At 43.2% G+C, this 18,201-nt stretch carries 14 protein-coding genes; 2 read left to right on the forward strand and 12 right to left on the reverse strand.

Annotation, left to right across the window (positions count from 1 at the left end; translation table 11 throughout):
* Positions 1-101 precede the first annotated feature (101 nt).
* Positions 102-1,823: a glycosyltransferase gene (locus M1D30_RS05485; protein ID WP_248507122.1), complete on the forward strand. Its 1,722-nt coding sequence runs from the start codon at positions 102-104 to the stop codon at positions 1,821-1,823.
* 1 nt (position 1,824) lies between these two features.
* Positions 1,825-4,398 (forward strand): alpha-glucan family phosphorylase, encoded by a 2,574-nt coding sequence (gene glgP / locus M1D30_RS05490; RefSeq protein WP_248507123.1) that lies wholly within the window; start codon positions 1,825-1,827, stop codon positions 4,396-4,398.
* Positions 4,399-4,900: 502 nt separating this feature from the next.
* Here the strand turns inward: glgP and M1D30_RS05495 are convergent.
* The 12 genes from M1D30_RS05495 to M1D30_RS05550 all read right to left on the reverse strand — a co-directional run bounded on the left by M1D30_RS05495 (position 4,901) and on the right by M1D30_RS05550 (position 18,192).
* Complete coding sequence (locus M1D30_RS05495; RefSeq protein ID WP_248507125.1) at positions 4,901-7,315, reverse strand: transglycosylase domain-containing protein; 2,415 nt, start codon at positions 7,313-7,315, stop codon at positions 4,901-4,903.
* Positions 7,312-8,205 (reverse strand): tRNA (adenosine(37)-N6)-dimethylallyltransferase MiaA, encoded by an 894-nt coding sequence (gene miaA, locus M1D30_RS05500; protein ID WP_248507127.1) that lies wholly within the window; start codon positions 8,203-8,205, stop codon positions 7,312-7,314. The genes M1D30_RS05495 and miaA overlap by 4 nt, the downstream gene beginning before the upstream one ends.
* The gene (gene lpxA, locus M1D30_RS05505) at positions 8,202-8,972 is read right to left on the reverse strand and encodes an acyl-ACP--UDP-N-acetylglucosamine O-acyltransferase (RefSeq protein WP_248507129.1); all 771 of its coding nucleotides are present in this window, start codon (positions 8,970-8,972) and stop codon (positions 8,202-8,204) included. Before lpxA ends, miaA begins: the two co-directional genes overlap by 4 nt.
* Positions 8,973-8,978: 6 nt before the next feature.
* The gene (locus tag M1D30_RS05510) at positions 8,979-10,361 is read right to left on the reverse strand and encodes a bifunctional UDP-3-O-[3-hydroxymyristoyl] N-acetylglucosamine deacetylase/3-hydroxyacyl-ACP dehydratase (protein WP_248507137.1); all 1,383 of its coding nucleotides are present in this window, start codon (positions 10,359-10,361) and stop codon (positions 8,979-8,981) included.
* A gap of 4 nt (positions 10,362-10,365) precedes the next feature.
* A complete protein-coding gene (gene lpxD, locus M1D30_RS05515; RefSeq protein WP_248507139.1) occupies positions 10,366-11,400 on the reverse strand; it encodes a UDP-3-O-(3-hydroxymyristoyl)glucosamine N-acyltransferase in 1,035 nt (344 codons plus the stop codon).
* 45 nt (positions 11,401-11,445) lie between these two features.
* Positions 11,446-12,669, reverse strand: a complete 1,224-nt coding sequence (locus M1D30_RS05520; RefSeq protein WP_248507141.1) for an HD domain-containing protein — start codon at positions 12,667-12,669, stop codon at positions 11,446-11,448.
* A 28-nt stretch (positions 12,670-12,697) separates the two neighbouring features.
* Positions 12,698-13,747, reverse strand: a complete 1,050-nt coding sequence (locus M1D30_RS05525; RefSeq protein WP_248507143.1) for a GH25 family lysozyme — start codon at positions 13,745-13,747, stop codon at positions 12,698-12,700.
* Complete coding sequence (locus tag M1D30_RS05530; protein WP_248507145.1) at positions 13,723-13,905, reverse strand: hypothetical protein; 183 nt, start codon at positions 13,903-13,905, stop codon at positions 13,723-13,725. Before M1D30_RS05530 ends, M1D30_RS05525 begins: the two co-directional genes overlap by 25 nt.
* 139 nt (positions 13,906-14,044) lie before the next feature.
* Complete coding sequence (locus tag M1D30_RS05535) at positions 14,045-14,470, reverse strand: hypothetical protein (protein ID WP_248507147.1); 426 nt, start codon at positions 14,468-14,470, stop codon at positions 14,045-14,047.
* Between the two features lie 65 nt (positions 14,471-14,535).
* Entirely contained in the window at positions 14,536-15,699 is a 1,164-nt protein-coding gene (gene galK / locus M1D30_RS05540; protein WP_248507754.1) for a galactokinase, read from the reverse strand.
* Between the two features lie 46 nt (positions 15,700-15,745).
* Complete coding sequence (gene gluP, locus M1D30_RS05545; RefSeq protein ID WP_248507149.1) at positions 15,746-16,978, reverse strand: glucose/galactose MFS transporter; 1,233 nt, start codon at positions 16,976-16,978, stop codon at positions 15,746-15,748.
* Between the two features lie 122 nt (positions 16,979-17,100).
* Entirely contained in the window at positions 17,101-18,192 is a 1,092-nt protein-coding gene (locus M1D30_RS05550) for an aldose epimerase family protein (RefSeq protein WP_248507151.1), read from the reverse strand.
* Positions 18,193-18,201 lie beyond the last annotated feature (9 nt).

Genomic DNA, 18,201 nt, shown 5'->3' on the forward strand with positions numbered 1-18,201 from the left:
GATTTAAATCAATTATTATAGGAAAACCTAAAAAAAGAATTCGGTTTATTATTGAATTAAGAAAAATTTAATTATCTTTGCAGCGTTATAATAGATTTATTATGAGTAAGAAACGTTTAGCTCCAGACTTTATTTTTGAGTCGAGTTGGGAGGTTTGTAATAAGGTAGGTGGCATTTATACCGTTCTCTCAACACGAGCAAAAACGCTGCAGGAGCAATTTCCCGATAGAATTATTTTTATTGGTCCAGATTTTTGGAAACAGAATGAAAGTCCGTATTTCCGTGAGGATTCCTCGCTGTTCTCAGAATGGAAACGCATTGCACGCGAACAAGGTATAAAGGTACGAGTTGGTCGATGGACTATTCCTGGCGAGCCGATAGCTGTTCTTGTTGATTTTTCTCCGTATTATGAACAGAAGAACGAGTTGTATACTTGGTTATGGGAAAATTACCATGTAGACTCGTTACATGCCTATGGAGATTATGACGAAGCCTCAATGTTCTCTTATGCTGCAGGATTGGTGGTTGAGAGTTTGTATAATTGGATAGTTCAAGGCAATCTCTCATCTTTTACATTTAATCAGTCTTCACTTAAAGTCGTATATCATGCTAACGAATGGATGTGTGGACTTGGTGCTCTGTATGTCAATAATAAGTTGCCGCAAATTGGTACCATATTTACAACGCATGCTACGAGTATAGGTCGTTCCATTGCTGGTAATCAGAAACCTCTGTACGATTATCTATTTGCTTATAATGGTGATCAAATGGCGCAGGAACTGAATATGCAGTCGAAACATTCGATCGAGAAACAGACTGCTCAGTATGTAGATTGCTTTACTACGGTGAGTGAGATTACAGCAAACGAATGCAAAGAATTGTTGGACAAAGCCGTTGATGTTGTTCTGCCAAACGGTTTTGACAATAGTTTTGTTCCTAAGTCACATGAGTTTGCCAGACGTAGAAGAATGGCACGTAAAAAGATGCTTCAATTGGCCAACGCTCTGTTAGGCGAGCAGATGGAGGATGATACTGTTATAGTCTCGACTAGTGGGCGATATGAGTTTCGAAATAAAGGCATAGACGTTTTTGTAGAGGCGATGAATCGCTTGTTGCGTGATCGTGAACTAAAGAAAAACGTGCTTGCTTTTATTGTGGTTCCTGGATGGGTGGGAGAGCCACGAAAGGACTTACAAGAACGTTTGTTGTCTGGAAAGAATTTCGATACGCCACTAGAAGTACCTCAGGTGACACATTGGTTACACAATATGGGGCATGACAGTGTATTGAATATGATGAAGTACTACGACATGCACAATCGTCACGAAGATAGGGTAAAGGTGATTTTCGTCCCCTGCTATTTGGATGGACAAGATGGCTTGATGAATCTATCTTACTATGATGTGGTTCTTGGTAATGATATCTGTGTATATCCTTCATACTACGAGCCTTGGGGGTATACACCGCTCGAAGCTGTGGCGTTCAAGGTTCCTTGTATTACTACAGATTTGGCAGGCTTTGGTCTTTGGGCTAATAAGGTATTTGGTCATTATGGTGAATTGGAGGATGGTGTCAAAGTGATTCATCGTACTGACTATAACTACTCGGAAGTGGCTGACCAGATTAAGGATACTGTAGCCCACTTCTCAGTGATGCATAAAGCACAAGTGGATGCTTGTAGAAAAGCAGCGGAGGCACTATCGAAAAAGGCGCTATGGAAAGAATTCATAGAATACTATTACGAAGCCTACGATATTGCTCTGCAGAAGGCAGAACTTCGCAAGAAAAAATTACAGAATGATTACACTTTAAAATTAAAGTAATATGAAAATCAAAGCAGACTACGTAAATGCTCCACAATGGAGAGAGTTGACTGTAAAATCTCGTCTCCCAGAGGAGTTGAAGTGCCTCGACGAGATTGCGCACAATTTATGGTGGGTTTGGAATTACGAAGCGCGCGACTTGTTTCGCGACCTTGATCCTGACTTATACCATGATGTAAAACACAACCCTGTGATGCTGCTTGAGCGCCTAAGTTTCGCTCGTAAAGAAGCAATTGTTAAGGATAAAGCCTTGATGAAGCGAATTAAGGCTGTCTATGATTTGTATCGTGCTTATGTCGATGTAAAACCAGACAGCAAACGTCCCTCTGTGGCCTATTTCTCAATGGAGTATGGTATGCATTCAGCCCTGAAGATTTATTCAGGTGGTCTGGGAATGTTGGCTGGTGACTATTTGAAAGAGGCTTCTGACTCTAATGTCGACATGTGTGCCATAGGTTTCCTCTATCGTTTTGGCTATTTCACCCAGAGTCTTTCTATGGATGGTCAGCAAATAGCTAATTATGAAGCTCAGAACTTTAGTTCTCTCCCTATTGAGCGTCAACTTGATGATAATGGACAGCCATTGGTTGTCGACGTGCCCTATATGAACTACACTGTTCATGCCTATATCTGGCGCGTGAACGTTGGTCGTATTAAACTATATTTGCTGGATACTGACAACGAAATGAATTCAGAGTTTGATCGGCCTATTACGCACTCGCTCTATGGCGGTGACTGGGAGAATAGACTGAAGCAGGAAATATTGTTAGGAATAGGTGGTGTACTCACGTTGAAGAAATTGGGTATTAAGAAGGATATCTATCACTGTAATGAGGGGCATGCTGCTCTCTGTAACTTGCAACGTCTGTGCGACTATATTGATGATGGCCTCACTTTTAATCAAGCAATAGAGTTGGTGCGTGCTAGTGGTCTTTATACCGTTCATACACCAGTACCCGCTGGGCACGACTATTTTGATGAAGGTCTCTTCGGCAAGTATATGGGTGGCTATCCTCAGAAGTTGGGTATCTCATGGGATGAGTTTATTGGTATGGGTCGTACCAATCCAGATGACCATAATGAGAAGTTCTGTATGTCGACCTTTGCTTGTAACACTTGTCAGGAAGTTAATGGCGTCTCGAAGTTGCATGGATGGATTAGTCAGCAGATGTTTGCTGGTATCTGGAACGGTTACTATCCTGAGGAAAATCATGTGGGCTACGTGACTAATGGTGTACACTTCCCCACATGGGCAGCCACAGAGTGGCGTAAACTCTACGCTAAGTATTTTGACGAGAACTTTATGTTCGATCAGTCGAACCAGAGTATTTGGGAAGCAATTTATAATGTACCCGATGAAGAAATATGGGCCACACGTATGGCCTTGAAGAATAAACTGGTGGACTATATCAAGGAGCAGTTTAGCGACACATGGCTGCGTAATCAGGGTGATCCTTCGCGTGTGCTTAGTTTATTGGATCGTATTAACCCTAATGCGTTGATTATTGGCTTCTGTCGTCGTTTTGCTACGTATAAGCGTGCTCATCTGTTGTTTACAGATCTTGAACGCTTGTCTAAGATCGTGAATGACCCTGAGCATCCCGTACAGTTCCTTTTCGCAGGAAAGGCTCACCCTGCCGATGGTGCTGGTCAGGGACTGATTAAGAAAATTTATGAGATCAGTCAACGTCCAGAGTTCCTGGGTAAGATTATCTTCCTTGAAGACTATGACTTCCTGTTAGCTCGTCGTCTGGTTTCAGGTGTGGATATCTGGATGAATACGCCCACACGACCATTAGAAGCCTCTGGAACATCAGGAGAGAAAGCCGAGATGAACGGTGTTGTAAACCTCAGTGTGAAAGATGGTTGGTGGTTAGAGGGTTATCGTGAAGGTGCTGGATGGGCACTGACCGAAAAACGTTCATTCCAGAACCAGGGCTATCAGGATCAGTTAGATGCCGCAACCATTTATTCTTTGCTTGAAAATGAGATTATTCCTCTATATTATAATAAGAATAAGAAGGGAATTAGCGAAGGTTGGGTGAAGGTAATCAAGAACTCAATTGCTCAGATTGCTCCTCACTATACAATGAAACGTCAGCTCGATGATTACTACGATAAGTTCTATGTGAAAGAAGCTAAACGCTTCAAAGAAATCTCGAAGGACAACAACCAGCTGGCCAAAGAAATAGCTCAGTGGAAAGAGTCTGTAGCAGAGAGATGGGATGCCATCAATGTTGTGAGCGCAGATTGGAATATTCCTGCTTCTGGCCTTGAGACAGGTACTAATTACACATTACGCTATGTAATTGACGAACAGGGCTTAGATGATGCTGTTGCTCTTGAAAAGGTTAATGTCTATATTGACAAAAATGGTGAGGAACGCATCTATTCTATTGAGCCTTTGAAGATGATAGCTCGTGAGGGTAATAATTTCATTTTCGAAGCTAAGTTGGCTCCTCAGCAAGCTGGCGAGTATAAGAGTGCTGTTCGTATGTATCCTAAGAATAAGAATCTGCCTCATCGACAGGACTTCTGTTATGTTAAGTGGTTGGAATTGCCTCAGAAAGCTTAGACTATTTTTATTTAATTCTTTAAAAAGGTACTTCATTGTTGAAGTACCTTTTTATGTTTATAAAGCTAATCTGTTTACTAGATTATCTTTGCTTTACATTTTGATGTAGTGGGGATGATACAAACGAAAAGCGGCGGGCTTCACAGCCGACCGCTTCTATCTTCAATAGGTATTAGTTCTTTTAAGGTAAAAAGATTGTTTTCAGGATAACGTTGGCAAAGGTAGTCAAACTTTTTGAACTATGCAAACTTTTCTTAATATTTTTTTGAAAAAAATGCTGTGTGGGTACACAATTTCTTGACTTATGTCTATTTTGCATTTAAAATGGAAAAACTTACTGTTTCCTTGAGTTTTTTGTTTTTATTATTGGGTTGTATAAAATAGTTTTGCATAATGTTGAAGATGATTCATCGATTATATTCACATTGGTTGATGGAAAAAAAATAAAAAATAGGATGATTATTAAATTTAATCATCCCATTTTGCAATATGATATATGTTATTATTCGTCAGAACTATTCTCAGAGTCTTGTTCCATGAGATTTGTATCGGGCGTATTAGTGTTTTCGCCATCGATAATACTATCGGTAGCAGCCTCATCGATGCTATCATTTGGGTCTACGTAATAGCCCGCGCATTGATAGTCGGCGCTCAATATGGATGCATCCTGCGGGTTGGCAAACCTTGCATGATAATGACGAAACTTTGTATCGCCTAATACCGACTCAAAAAATTGACCACAGATGGGGAGAGCGGTACGGCTACCTTGGCCTAATTCACCTGTACGGAAGTGAATAGCGCGATACTCACCGCCAACCCAGGCTCCGCAGACTAAACGAGGTGTAACACCAACAAACCAAGCATCTGAGTGGTTATTTGATGTACCGGTCTTTCCGCCAAAGTCTGTATCTGTATAATTACGCACATAACGCCACATGTTCATACTTGTACCACCGGGTTCACGCATACCTGCCATCAGCATTTGTTGCATATAGAAAGCCGAACGATAGGGGATAGCTTCATCATCTTCTTCGTGAGATTTGTATATCTCATTACCATCGCGATCTAATATTCGTGTTACGAGTATTGTGGCATGGCTGCGGCCATTGTTGGCAACTGTTGCATATGCATTAACAAGTTCCTCTAGATTCACGTCACTAGCTCCTAGAGCTAATGAGGGCGTGTTGTGCAATGGACTCTTGATTCCCATCTTATGGGCAGTCTCTATAATGCGATCAATTCCAACTTCTTGTCCTACACGTACTGCTACAGAGTTGATGCTTTGTGCAAATGCCGACTTGAGGGTCATGTTGTAGTCTGTGAAATAACCATTAGCATTAGTGGGTGCCCAAATAACTTCTTTTTTCTTCTCGTTGTCCCAAACCTTCATGCTAAAGAATGAGTCCATACGGCGGTCGCAGGGTGTAAGTCCTTGATTCATAGCCTCGGTGTAGACAAAGAGTTTGAATGTAGAACCGGGCTGACGCATGGCAGTCACTTTGTCGTATTTCCATGTGTTGAAATCTAAATCGCCTACCCAAGCTTTTACATGTCCCGTTTGTGGCTCGATGGCAACAAATCCGCAGTGCATGAAATGTTCCATATAGCGGATGGAATCTAATGTACTCATTTCTGTCTCATATGTGCCATTGTAACTGAATAATTTGACCGGATGAGGCAGGTTTAGGTAATAATCAATAGAGTCCTTATTTCCGTTAAAGTGCTTCTCCAGATATTTGTAAACGGGCTGCCGCTTAGCAATATTCTCAATAAAGTTCGGAATCTCCTGATGGCGTTCATCTTGCCATGGGTTAACATTGCCCCAATGATTATTGAACTTCTTCTGTAGTTGTTCCATTTGTTCCCATGCAGCTTCTTCGGCATATTTCTGCATACGGGTATCTATTGTAGTATAGATTTTCAATCCATCGGTATATAAATCATAGCCGTTTTCGTTACACCAGTCGCTAAGATAGTCTTTCACTGCCTCACGGAAGTATGTGGCCTGGCCATCATAGGCATTCTCTACACTGTAGTCAAGTGTAATGGGTAAAGCCTTAAGTGAATTATATTCCTCTTTTGTGAGGTGCCCTCGGTTCAGCATGTTACCCAATACTACATTGCGTCGACTTAGACTGTTCTCAGGATTAATGCGAGGGTTGTAATAGGTAGTTGCCTTCAGCATACCTACCAAGATGGCAGCTTGGTCGGGGGTAAGATCTTTTGGGGTAGTCCCAAAATACGTTTTGCAGGCGGTTTTGATGCCAAACGCGTTGGAACCAAAGTCCACTGTGTTGGCATACATAGTTAGAATCTCTTCTTTGCTGAAATTCATCTCTAGTTTGGTCGCTGTAATCCATTCCTTGGTTTTCATGATGAGCATCTTGATTCCAGGGATATTTCCTAATAGGCCAGTTGAATACTCGGTACGTACGCGGAAAAGGTTTTTTGCCAATTGTTGGGTTATAGTAGATGCTCCGCGAGCATCGTGGTGAACAACATAGTCTTTTAAAGCTGCACCGAATGCTTGGAAGTCAACACCGAAGTGTTTATAGAAGCGTTCGTCCTCTGTATCGATAAGTGCTTCCCAGAAAATGGGATTGACATCCTCGTATTTTACGGGAGTACGATTTTCACTGAAGAACTTACCAATCATAACGCTGTCGGCACTATAGATTTCTGATGCCTGTGCTGGACGGGTGTTGACGATGGTACTCATACTTGGTGATTTCCCGAATAACCACAATAGGTTGATATCAACTGCTATGAGGTATAACAGAATGACAACAATAAAAGTTGCTAGGGAAGAAAGCAATTTAATATACCAGGGTCGTCCCTTGAATATACTGATATACCATTTGCAGGCATTCTTGAGAGCCTGACAAGATTTGTCAATGAATGGCTTTAGTTTTTTCATTGCTTGATATGATTTAGAATCAATTGTTTGTCGTTTGGTGAGAACCATGTCATTTGGGAATCGTGCTTAAACCAGGTGAGTTGTTTACGGGCATAACGGCGAGTGTTGCCTTTTAATCGTTCTACAGCTTCGTCGAGTGTCCATGTACCATCAATATGAGTAAACATCTCCTTATATCCCACGGTATTGAGAGCATTGAGATGTCTTAAATGATAGAGACGACGAGCCTCGTCGAGAAGTCCAGCCTGCATCATAAGATCAACTCGTTTATTGATGCGGTCATAGATAGTCTCACGCTCTCTTGTAAGTCCTATCTTGACGATGCGGAAGGGACGATTCTTTCGGATATTGGTACGGAATGAGGTGTAGGTCTTTCCTGTCATGTGGCAGATTTCCAATGCATGTATTACTCGACGTGGGTTCTTTTTGTCTACTACCTCATAGTGCTCTGGATCTAATTGATGTAGTTCCTCGCAAAGTGCTTCTAAACCTTCGTCCGATAAGCGCTTCTTGAGTTTTGCGCGTGTGTCGTCGTCGACGGTGGGGATATCATCAATACCATTGCATACAGCATCAATATACATCATACTGCCACCTGCCATAAGAGCGTAATCTGAAGTCTGAAAGAGTTCGTTAAGTAATTGCATAACTTGCTCCTCGTACATGGAAGCGCTGTAATAGTCGGTTAAGCCAAGCGTTCCAACAAAGTAATGCCGCACCTGCCGAAGTTGTTCTTCGGTGGGTGCGGCTGTGCCTATTTTAAGATCGCGATAAATCTGACGAGAGTCTGCATTGATGATAGGAATGCCAAAATGTTTGGCAATGTCCAGGCATAACTCTGTTTTTCCAACAGCTGTAGGCCCCGTGATGACTATCAGCGTCTTATTCAACGAATAACTCCGCGCTTTGAGTTCTCAAAGAACGAACAGATATATTCAACTTCTTTGCTCTCGGGATATTTAGAACGAGCTTCTGCTATTCCGTCCTTAATGATGCCCTTGGCGTAGATGGTTCGAAAGGTGTCGTGAATGGTATCAATAGTTTCATTAGAGAATCCACGACGACGCAAACCAATAAGGTTAACACCTGCATAACGAATAGGCTCCTTACCTGCAATAATATAAGGAGGAATGTCCATGCTACAACGGCTTCCGCCTTGTATCATCACATAACTACCGATGTGTGTGAACTGATGGAACAATACTTCGGCAGAGATGATGGCAAAATCATCTACTTCCACTTCTCCAGCAAACTTAGTTGAGTTGCCAATAATACAACCATTACCAATCACGCAGTCGTGTGCAATGTGCATATTTTCCATGAGAAGGTTGCCAGAACCGACGACTGTCTTACCACGTGAGGCAGTACCTCTACTAATTGTTACATTCTCACGAATGGAGTTATTATCGCCAATCTCGCAGGTTGTCTCTTCGCCTTTGTACTTTAAGTCCTGAGGCTTGGTTGAGATAGATGCGCCTGGGAAAAATTCGTTGCCATTGCCAATACGAGCTCCTGTGTGAAGGGTGACGCTGTTGAATAGGTGATTGTTGTCACCCATTACCACGTTCTTGTCAATCACGCAAAATGGACCAATAATATTATTATCGCCCAATTTGGCCTCTGGATCTACAACAGCTAAAGGATGAATTTGATTCATAGTATCTTATTTGTTCTTTACAATTTGTGCAGTGAAGGTGGCCTCCGACACGACATGATCACCAACGAAGGCATAGCCGTGCATGGTGGAGATTCCATGACGAAGAGGAGCCATCAGTTCTACTTTGAAAATTAAAGTGTCGCCAGGAACAACCTTCTGGCGGAACTTAACGCCATCAATTTTCATGAAGTAGGTTGACCAGCGCTCTGGCTCTTCAACAGTGTTTAACACTAGTAAACCGCCACACTGGGCCATTGCCTCAATCTGGAGTACGCCTGGCATTACAGGCTCCTGAGGAAAGTGACCGGTGAAGAATGGTTCGTTTGATGTAATGTTCTTAACACCAACAATACTGTTTGGACCAATCTCAATGACTTTATCAACCAACTGCATAGGATAGCGGTGGGGAAGCAACTCGCGAATGCGGTTCACGTCCATTACAGGCTCCTCATTGGGATCGTAGGCGGGAGCTTGAATCTCGTGTTTACGAATTTCTTTTCGGATTTCGCGGGCAAACTTGTTGTTTATCGTGTGTCCGGGACGGGTGGCAATAATGCGACCTTTAATGGGTTTGCCAATAAGAGCCATATCGCCAATGATGTCAAGGAGCTTGTGTCGAGTACACTCGTTTTCCCACTGTAGAGGCTTGTGTTGAATATAACCTAAATCGGTGGCATCACGATGTTCTACGTGCAGCATGTCTGCCAGCATGTCGAGGCGTTCCTGAGTAGTCTGACGCTCATAGATTACGATTGCGTTATCCAAATCTCCACCCTTAATTAGATTGGCCTGAATAAGGGGCTCAATATCGCGAACAAATACAAAGGTACGTGCAGCAGCAATTTCCGTAGAATACTTGCTGGGATCATCGAGAGTAGCAAACTGGCTGTTGATGAATTTAGACTCGAAAGAGCACATTGTTGTCAGCGAGAATTGCTCATCAGGAAGAATGGTGATACAAGATCCTGTTTCCTCGTCTTTAACCTCGATTTTTTTGCGGATAACGTACCAGTCCTTTGGAGCATTCTGCTCTTCAATTCCAATCTCGTTAATCTTTTCTACATATTGGATGGCTGAACCATCTAGAATGGGAAACTCGGGGCCATTGACCTGAATAAGGCAGTTGTCAACACCAAGAGCATAAAGTGCAGATAGGGCATGTTCAACGGTAGAAACACGGGCCTCACCTTTACCTAAAACTGTGCCACGCTGTGTATCAATTACGTTTTCTGCAACACCGTCAATGATAGGCATTCCATCAAGGTCAATGCGCTGAATCTTATAACCATGATTCTCTGGAGCAGGATTAAATGTTACCGTGAGGCTTAATCCAGTGTGCAGGCCCTTTCCGCAAAGCGAGAAACTGCCTTTCAGAGTCTTTTGTTTCATATGCTTATTTTTTTGCTTTTAGTTCTTCAATTTCTTTTCTGAGCGCGCTTAATTCCTTGTACATGTCGGGGAGACGGCGGAAAATAGCCTGTGATTTGAAGTAAGGAGTGGGCTCCATTGGGGGAGTTCCAATAAGCGTTTGATTAGGCTTAATGGAACTTGGAACACCAGATTGAGCACCCAGATTGACGTGATCGCCAATGGTGATGTGACCAGCAAGTCCTACTTGACCACCAAACATACACCAAGAACCGACTTTCGTAGAACCAGCGATTCCTACCTGAGCAGACATGACTGTGTTTTCGCCGACTTCCACATTGTGGGCAACCTGCACAAGATTGTCGAGCTTGACTCCCTTACGCAGTACAGTTGCTCCCATTGTAGAACGGTCTACGCATGTGTTGGCACCTATTTCTACATTGTCTTCAATTATAACGATACCAATTTGTGGAATCTTTTCGTAACCATCAACATTTGGGGCAAATCCGAATCCGTCGGCACCAATCACAGAACCTGCGTGGATTGTAACGTTTGAACCTAAGCGACAACCTTGATAAATGGTGACGTTAGGGTAGAGCAGACACCCTGCTCCTACATTTACTCCATCACCAATAACAACATGAGGATAGATTTGGGTTCCATCACCAATGGTGGCACCATCGCCGATGCATGCAAAAGCACCGATATAAACATCCTTTCCAATATTGGCTTTTGGCGAAACGAATGCCAATGGATCAATACCAGTCTTCTTGGGCTTCATTGATTCGTAGAGTTGCAAAAGCTTTGCTACTGCCTCGTAGGCGTTCTTAACGCGGATAAGCGTCGCGGAAATATCTTTCTCAATTTCTAAGTCCTCGTTGACAAGTACAATTGTTGATTTGGTATCGTATAAATAATGGGTATATTTGGGGTTGGATAGAAAGGAGATAGCTCCAGGCTGTCCCTCTTCTATTTTTGCAAAGGTATGGACTGCGGCATTTGCGTCGCCTTCCACACGGCCGTTGATAAAATCGGCAATTTGTTTGGCTGTAAACTCCATAATAACGACTTAGTTTTGTTATATAGGGTGCAAAGATAACAAATTTTATTGAAAACGTTGATAACAAAGGTAATATTTTCGTATTTTTTTAGAAAGAAGTGCCACATTTAGTATCTCTGAGGCTTCAGAAATGTCCTTTATGCTACCATCTTTGTATAGAATGTCTATTGAGTCATCGTCGATTGAATACATGTCTTTCTGTATACGATTGACACTAATCAGATAGTGAGCATCTTTCTTTTCAATACCCATTTTCTCGGCAATCTCAGTTTCTAATTGTCCTATTCGCTCATCGGAGATTGGCTCGTCGTGTACCTCGACTTTAAAGATATTACGATCCAGCATGTCACATGCTAATGTGGCTAATATCTTATCGTCGGAGTGCTTCCAAGCCTTCATTGCACTCCAGATGTCTGAGTCGTCAAGTTCCTCATACATTTGTAGGGCTTCTTCATGTTCGGCAAACCATTTGGCATCTACGTCGTTCTGGATGAAATAGGCGAGCGCTGGTGACGCAAATAGAGGTTTCCCTTTCTTGACTAAGTGCTTGGCACGTGTTAGCATATTTACAAGTACCTTCTCATACCCAACGGCTGTTTTGTGAAGGTATACCTGCCAATACATAAGTCTTCTTGTTGTCAAATAGTTTTCTAGTGAATAAATTCCTTTTTGTTCAACTACTAACCGGTCGTCTACGACATTTAGCATCTTGATGATACGAGCAGAGCCGATGTTACCTTCCGTAACACCGGTAAAGAATGAATCACGTCGCAGATAATCCAATCGGTCCATATCCAATTGGCTCGATATGAGTTGGTGAAGAAAGCGTTTGGGATATTCGTCTTTAAAGATGGAGATGGCAAGATTTAAACGTCCACCGAGATCATTATTGATTTGCTCCATCATAAGAAGTGAGATTTCTTCGTGAGAGATGCCAGAGATAAGGGTGTTTTCCAGCACGTGCGAGAATGGTCCGTGACCAATATCGTGCATCAAAATAGCAGCCTCTACAGCTTCAGCTTCAGAGTCGAAGATAAACTGCCCCTTTTGTTGGAGTGACAATATTGCTTCACTCATCAGGTGGAAGGCTCCCAATGAATGCTGGAAACGCGTATGACGAGCTCCAGGATAGACCACTGAGGCAAGTCCTAGCTGATTGATGCGGTTCAATCGCTGGAAAAGTGGATGACGCACAATATCATAAAGCAGTCCACGAGGAATCTTGATGAAACCAAAAACAGGATCATTAATGATTTTTGAATCGTTCATATGTGTTACCTTTTACTCGTTTTATATCTTATTGAACTGTTTCTTCTCGAAGAAATTCATCCCATTGTCCCTGATAACCATTAAAGACATTGAGGTCAACTGCTCCTTGGATACCACGTACAATTCCATCGGCACTAAGTTGCCATAATGCCAAATGTATATCGGGTTTGTATTCGCCATAACGTGCAATCCAGAAATGGTAGTTTTGTTTCAAATCTGGCGCGGCATTAAGATATGTGTTGACAAAGCGCTGATTAACATATAGGATAGGTCGTGTGCTAGTTTTTTGCTCAACGACTTTTAACCAAATACGTATATGCTTGAACAATGCTTCCGCGCCTCCCATTTGTGCAATTTGTGCATCGCTTGGTTCTACGTCGAGCATAGGAGGCATATCGCCTTTCCTGAAACGTGTTTGCTTCAGGAAATGATTGGCTTGCGCTTCAGGATCTTGTTTCGTGGAAAAGAAATGGTAAGCACCTACTCGAATGCCATGTTGGTGACAGCTTTGGTAGTCAGTGGCAAAATATCGATTGTTGATGGAGATTCCTTCTGTTGATTTGATATATACAAAGGAAATTGGATAGTCAACTTCTCCATTGATGCGCTGTTCGCTGATGCGTCGGCCAAGATGTGTGATACGTAATCGACGCCAGTCGATGCCATAGCGTTTGCGTCCCTTCTCGTGTTGATAACGTGAAATGTCTATACCATAGATTCTCTCTGTGGTATAAAGCATTCTTTCGCCAAGGAATCGATCTTTTTTCCATTGGCCTGCCTTTAAAGCCGATGGCGAGACGCTGAATCCAAAGCCTTGTCGTCTGTCTTTTTCCCAATGTCCTTCATAATAGGTTCCGTTGGCTTGCTGATACGAGCCATGTCCGTTGGCTTGCATGTGACGATCGAATTGACCGGCGTAAGTTCCTAACGAATCAATGCGGATACCGCTTACTAGTGTGTCATTATGGAAATATCCAATGATTATTCTACTTTGTGAGTCTCTTACAATACATTTACCTTCACGTTTCTGTTGTTGCCAGTGAAAGATGTTCTTTAGGGATAACTCTCCTTGTGGCATATAGGCAGATAGAGTAGAGTCGCCTTCTTCTGCATATCTGGCAACCATATCAAATCCTTCGTCATTAACGTCGTGACGTTGTAGATAATACTCAAGTTCTTTCTTAATCTGTTGGTGCCGATGACGTAGTAATGCTGTGTCTGATGCAGGATACTCAAATGAGTATTGGGGATTGTGGGGTAATTGCTGATTGAATGTTATATCTTTCTTCTGACATCCGCACAGCAATAATATGATAATTATACACTTACAAAAGTATCGCATAGCTCATACAAATTAATATACGATACTCAACGTTTATTTATTGGCCTCCCATGAGAGCAAGGCCTTGATAAATGTTTCGTATGGGTTGTTTCGAAAATTCTTGGCTTTGTTGGCTTCAATTAAAAGGTATGTGATATAGATTAGCATACAGAGTAGAAAGCCTGTCGCATAGGCATACATTGCCATGTTCTTGTCTTTGACAAATAAACTGAAAAGCGCTACAGGAATTACAAAGGTTAATCCGAATATCATATAGCGATATCTGCGCCATGAATCTTTGAAGTCTTCAAACTTCTGTTTTTTCTCCAGATAGGCCTCGAAGTCCTCCTCTTTGATATTGTAGTTTTCAATCTTTGGGAGGGTAGGGTCGTTTTTGTAGTCTGTGCGGATGTCCCAAATATGTCCTTGCAGGGAATCCAGTGAGATGTGGTCTATATATGAGCGATCTATCTGAAACATAGTATTTGATTTTTGGAAAAAGGAGTTAGAGACCATTCTCTAACTCCTTTGTTGATGTGATTTAATTAGCAGAGCTTGCGTGAGCCGTCGCCGATGACAACATCGTAAACCTTTGGCTCGTGACCATACTTTGCGTTAAACTTCTGTTTGGCATCCTCAATGAACTTTGTGTAAAGATCATTGCGAACAAGGTTGATGGTACAACCACCAAAACCACCGCCCATGATACGAGAACCGGTAACGCCGTTTTCTTTGGCAATATCATTCAGGAAGTCGAGCTCCTCGCAAGATACCTCGTAGTCCTTTGACAGACCCTCGTGAGTCTTGTACATCATCTCGCCAACCTTCTCATAGTCACCTTCATTCAGTGCGTCGCAGACAGCGAGTACGCGGTCCTTCTCACCCAACACAAATTTAGCGCGCTTGTAATCCTCTTCGCCAACTTCGGCACGAACCTCGTCTAACTGCTCCCATGTGCAGTCGCGCAGGGTCTCAAACTTGCCCTCGGGGTGCTTGGCTTGGATGTGCTTCACCACGTTCTCGCATGAATTGCGACGATCGTTGTAGGGTGAACCTGCCAACTGGTGCTTAACGACTGAGTCGAGCAACACTAGACGATAGCCATCGGGCTTAAATGGGAAGTATTCGAACTCACGGCTGCGGCAGTCGAGGCGCATCAGGCAGCCTGCCTTGCCAAATACTGAGGCAAACTGGTCCATGATACCGCAGTTTACACCGCAATAGTTGTGCTCTGTGGCCTGACCAGCGAGAACCATATCCCATTGCGAAACCTTGTTGTCGCCAAAGAGGTCGTTCAAACCGCAAGCAAAACAGCTCTCCATAGCGGCTGAAGAAGACATTCCGGCACCAAGGGGAACATCGCCTGCGAAAGCAATGTTGAATCCTTTAACAGGTACGCCCAACTTTTTCATCTCCAAAGAGATACCATATATATAGCGGGCCCAAGAAGCCTTAGGACCTTCGGGATCGTTTAGTCTAAAGTCTACGCGATCCTTCAAGTCGATAGCATAGGCCATCACGGTGTCTTCTGTATCGTTGGGACGCATCTCAGCAATAATTCCTTTGTCAACAGCTCCTGGGAATACGAATCCACCATTATAATCGGTGTGCTCACCAATCAGGTTGATACGACCAGGAGATGTATAAACATTACCGGTTTTACCGTCAAAGTGCTTGATGAAGCGACTTCTTACAAATTCAATGTCCATCATAATTCAATAGTATTAATTAGTTATTATTAGTAATAGGAATGACTTACTTTACATTGATGCCAATTTTGCTACCCCAGTTGCAGAACCAAAGTACGTATGCATAGTATACGAACATAAGCATGATGGCAACACCCACACCAAGGGCAGGGTTGTCAACGATAGCACCCATAACGAGGGGCAGGGTGGCACCACCCAGAACACCCATATTGATGAGGCCTGAGGCATTCTTTGTATGAGGTCCAAGTTCCTGCAAACCGAGGTTGAAAATCAAAGGCCACATCACTGAGTGGAACAGACCGGCAGCCAGCATTGCATAAACTGCGGCCATGCCAGGCAGGAAGAATGAGATACCCACGCAGCAAGCACCGAGAATCAGACAAGCTGTCAGCAACTTGCGAGCCTCAAACTTGGCTAGAATTGCTGAGCCTACAAAACGGCCAACCATCATGCCACCCCAATACAATGGCAGGTAATCGGTTGCAGAGCCGGGCAGGTTGGGGTCTGCCTTCCAGTAGGCAGGCAGCATAGAGGGAATACCAATCTCCAAGCCCATATACATGGCAATGGCGAGAGCACCAAACCATACGTGAGGATACTTGAAAACGCTTGACTTATACTTGTTGGCATCGGCAATTGCCTCTTCAGCATCTTCCTTCTTATCCATGTCGGGATCGGGTAACTTGATGAAGAACAGAATAGCTGCAATTACCAGTGCAAAGATACCCAGAATGAGGAATGGGCCAGGCACGTTTTCAGGCAACTTGGGCTTACCGGCGATAATAACATAGGTGATGAAGATTGGAGCCACGGTAGTAGCAACTGAGTTCAGTGCTTGTGACAATGTCATGCGGAAAGCACCACTCTCCTTCTTTCCCAAAACCATTACATAGGGGTTAGCCACCAACTGCAGCATCACAACGCCCAATGCCACAATACTCATGCAGCAAAGGAATACTGTGTAGACATTAGCAGTGCCGAGTGCAGCTGTAACACCGAGGTTGTTGGCAATAAAACCGCAACCAACGACGGCAAGACCGAGAACGAGCGTAGCTTTATAGCCTATCTTGTTCATCATCATGGCAAACGGGATAGAGAAGAAATAAGCTCCATAGAAGAAGGTATTAACCAACTGACCTTGTGTGTCGCTCAACTGGAAGGCTTCCTTACAGAATTCAATCATAGAATTGTTCATGGTCGTGATGAATCCAATAAGGAAACACACGATGAACACGATAATAAGTGGGAACAGATAGTTCGTGGTTTGTTTTTGTGACATATTTTTAATTTTGTTTTATAAGTATGCTGTTTATTATATGTAAGTATGCTGTTTAGCCACCGTAAATATGATACTTATGTTTCTTAAGTATGCAATTTACGATGGCTAACAGTGTTACTTGGTTATTTTGCAATGCCAAATTTGTATATCGTCTTCTGCTTGTAGCGCTCGCCTGGATTCAGTACAACGCTGGGGAAGTAGGGGCGGTTGGGAGAATCTGGGAAGTGCTGAGTCTCCAGACAAACGGCAGAACGACGGGGGAAGGTGCAGCCGTTGGCACCTTTATAGCCGTTCAGGTAGTTGCCTGTATAGAGCTGCATGCCTGGCTCTGTGGTCCAGCATTCCAGTGTGCGTCCGCTCTTTGGGTCGGTTACACGTGCAGCAAAACTCAGTTCGCCTTCTTCTTTTTTGTTCAGTACATAGTTGTGGTCATATCCGTTACCAAACTTAATTTGCTCATGGTCTGCGTCAATTTCCTTACCGATAGCTTTGGGGGTGCGGAAATCAAATGGAGTACCAGCAACCTTAAGAATCTCGCCTGTAGGAATAGCGGTATCATCGGTTGGCAGATAGAAGTCTGCGTTAATTTCGCAAATTAAATCGTCAATTGTTGGCGTGGGGTCTGCAGTTCCTGCCAAAGAGAAGAATGCGTGATGTGTCAGGTTCACGATAGTCTTCTTGTTTGTGGTGGCCAGATACTCCAAGATGAGTTCGTTGTTGTCTGTAAAGGTAAACTCTACAGTGACATCTAATTCACCGGTGTAACCTTCTTCACCATATGAAGAAACGCGATGCAACGCCAATGAACGGGGACCCATCTGACGGGCATCCCAGATTTTGGCATTAAAGCCCTTTAGACCACCATGTAAATGGTTGGGGCCATTGTTAATGGCTACTTGATATTCTTTACCATTTAGAATGAACTGACCTTTGCAAATGCGATTTCCCCAACGACCAATCAGAGTCGAAAGGTAAGGTTCGTTACCGCTTGTAAGCTGTTCGATGTTAGCATGTCCTTGAATCACATTAGCAACTTTCCCGTCTTTGTCGGGCACCATGATAGCGCAGATAGCACCACCGTAATTCGAAATGGCAACTTCGTAACCTTTACGGTTGCGCAGAATGTAGAGATCGGTCTTCTTACCATTGATAGTGGCCTGGAAGTCTTCGCGCTTCAGACCACAGAGATTCGCATTTTCTGTTGAGTTTGTCATACTATAATG

Source organism: Prevotella sp. E15-22 (assembly GCF_023204875.1).
Lineage (GTDB): Bacteria > Bacteroidota > Bacteroidia > Bacteroidales > Bacteroidaceae > Prevotella.

What these genes read in the sequence shown, in the direction of transcription:
- galK (WP_248507754.1), bottom strand. Translation starts at nt 15,699, where the DNA reads ATGGACATTGAATTTGTAAGAAGTCGCTTCATCAAGCACTTTGACGGT.
- M1D30_RS05525 (WP_248507143.1), bottom strand. Translation starts at nt 13,747, where the DNA reads ATGCCACAAGGAGAGTTATCCCTAAAGAACATCTTTCACTGGCAACAA.
- M1D30_RS05510 (WP_248507137.1), bottom strand. Translation starts at nt 10,361, where the DNA reads ATGAAACAAAAGACTCTGAAAGGCAGTTTCTCGCTTTGCGGAAAGGGC.
- gluP (WP_248507149.1), bottom strand. Translation starts at nt 16,978, where the DNA reads ATGTCACAAAAACAAACCACGAACTATCTGTTCCCACTTATTATCGTG.
- lpxD (WP_248507139.1), bottom strand. Translation starts at nt 11,400, where the DNA reads ATGGAGTTTACAGCCAAACAAATTGCCGATTTTATCAACGGCCGTGTG.
- glgP (WP_248507123.1), top strand. Translation starts at nt 1,825, where the DNA reads ATGAAAATCAAAGCAGACTACGTAAATGCTCCACAATGGAGAGAGTTG.
- M1D30_RS05535 (WP_248507147.1), bottom strand. Translation starts at nt 14,470, where the DNA reads ATGTTTCAGATAGATCGCTCATATATAGACCACATCTCACTGGATTCC.
- lpxA (WP_248507129.1), bottom strand. Translation starts at nt 8,972, where the DNA reads ATGAATCAAATTCATCCTTTAGCTGTTGTAGATCCAGAGGCCAAATTG.
- M1D30_RS05495 (WP_248507125.1), bottom strand. Translation starts at nt 7,315, where the DNA reads ATGAAAAAACTAAAGCCATTCATTGACAAATCTTGTCAGGCTCTCAAG.
- M1D30_RS05485 (WP_248507122.1), top strand. Translation starts at nt 102, where the DNA reads ATGAGTAAGAAACGTTTAGCTCCAGACTTTATTTTTGAGTCGAGTTGG.
- M1D30_RS05520 (WP_248507141.1), bottom strand. Translation starts at nt 12,669, where the DNA reads ATGAACGATTCAAAAATCATTAATGATCCTGTTTTTGGTTTCATCAAG.
- M1D30_RS05550 (WP_248507151.1), bottom strand. Translation starts at nt 18,192, where the DNA reads ATGACAAACTCAACAGAAAATGCGAATCTCTGTGGTCTGAAGCGCGAA.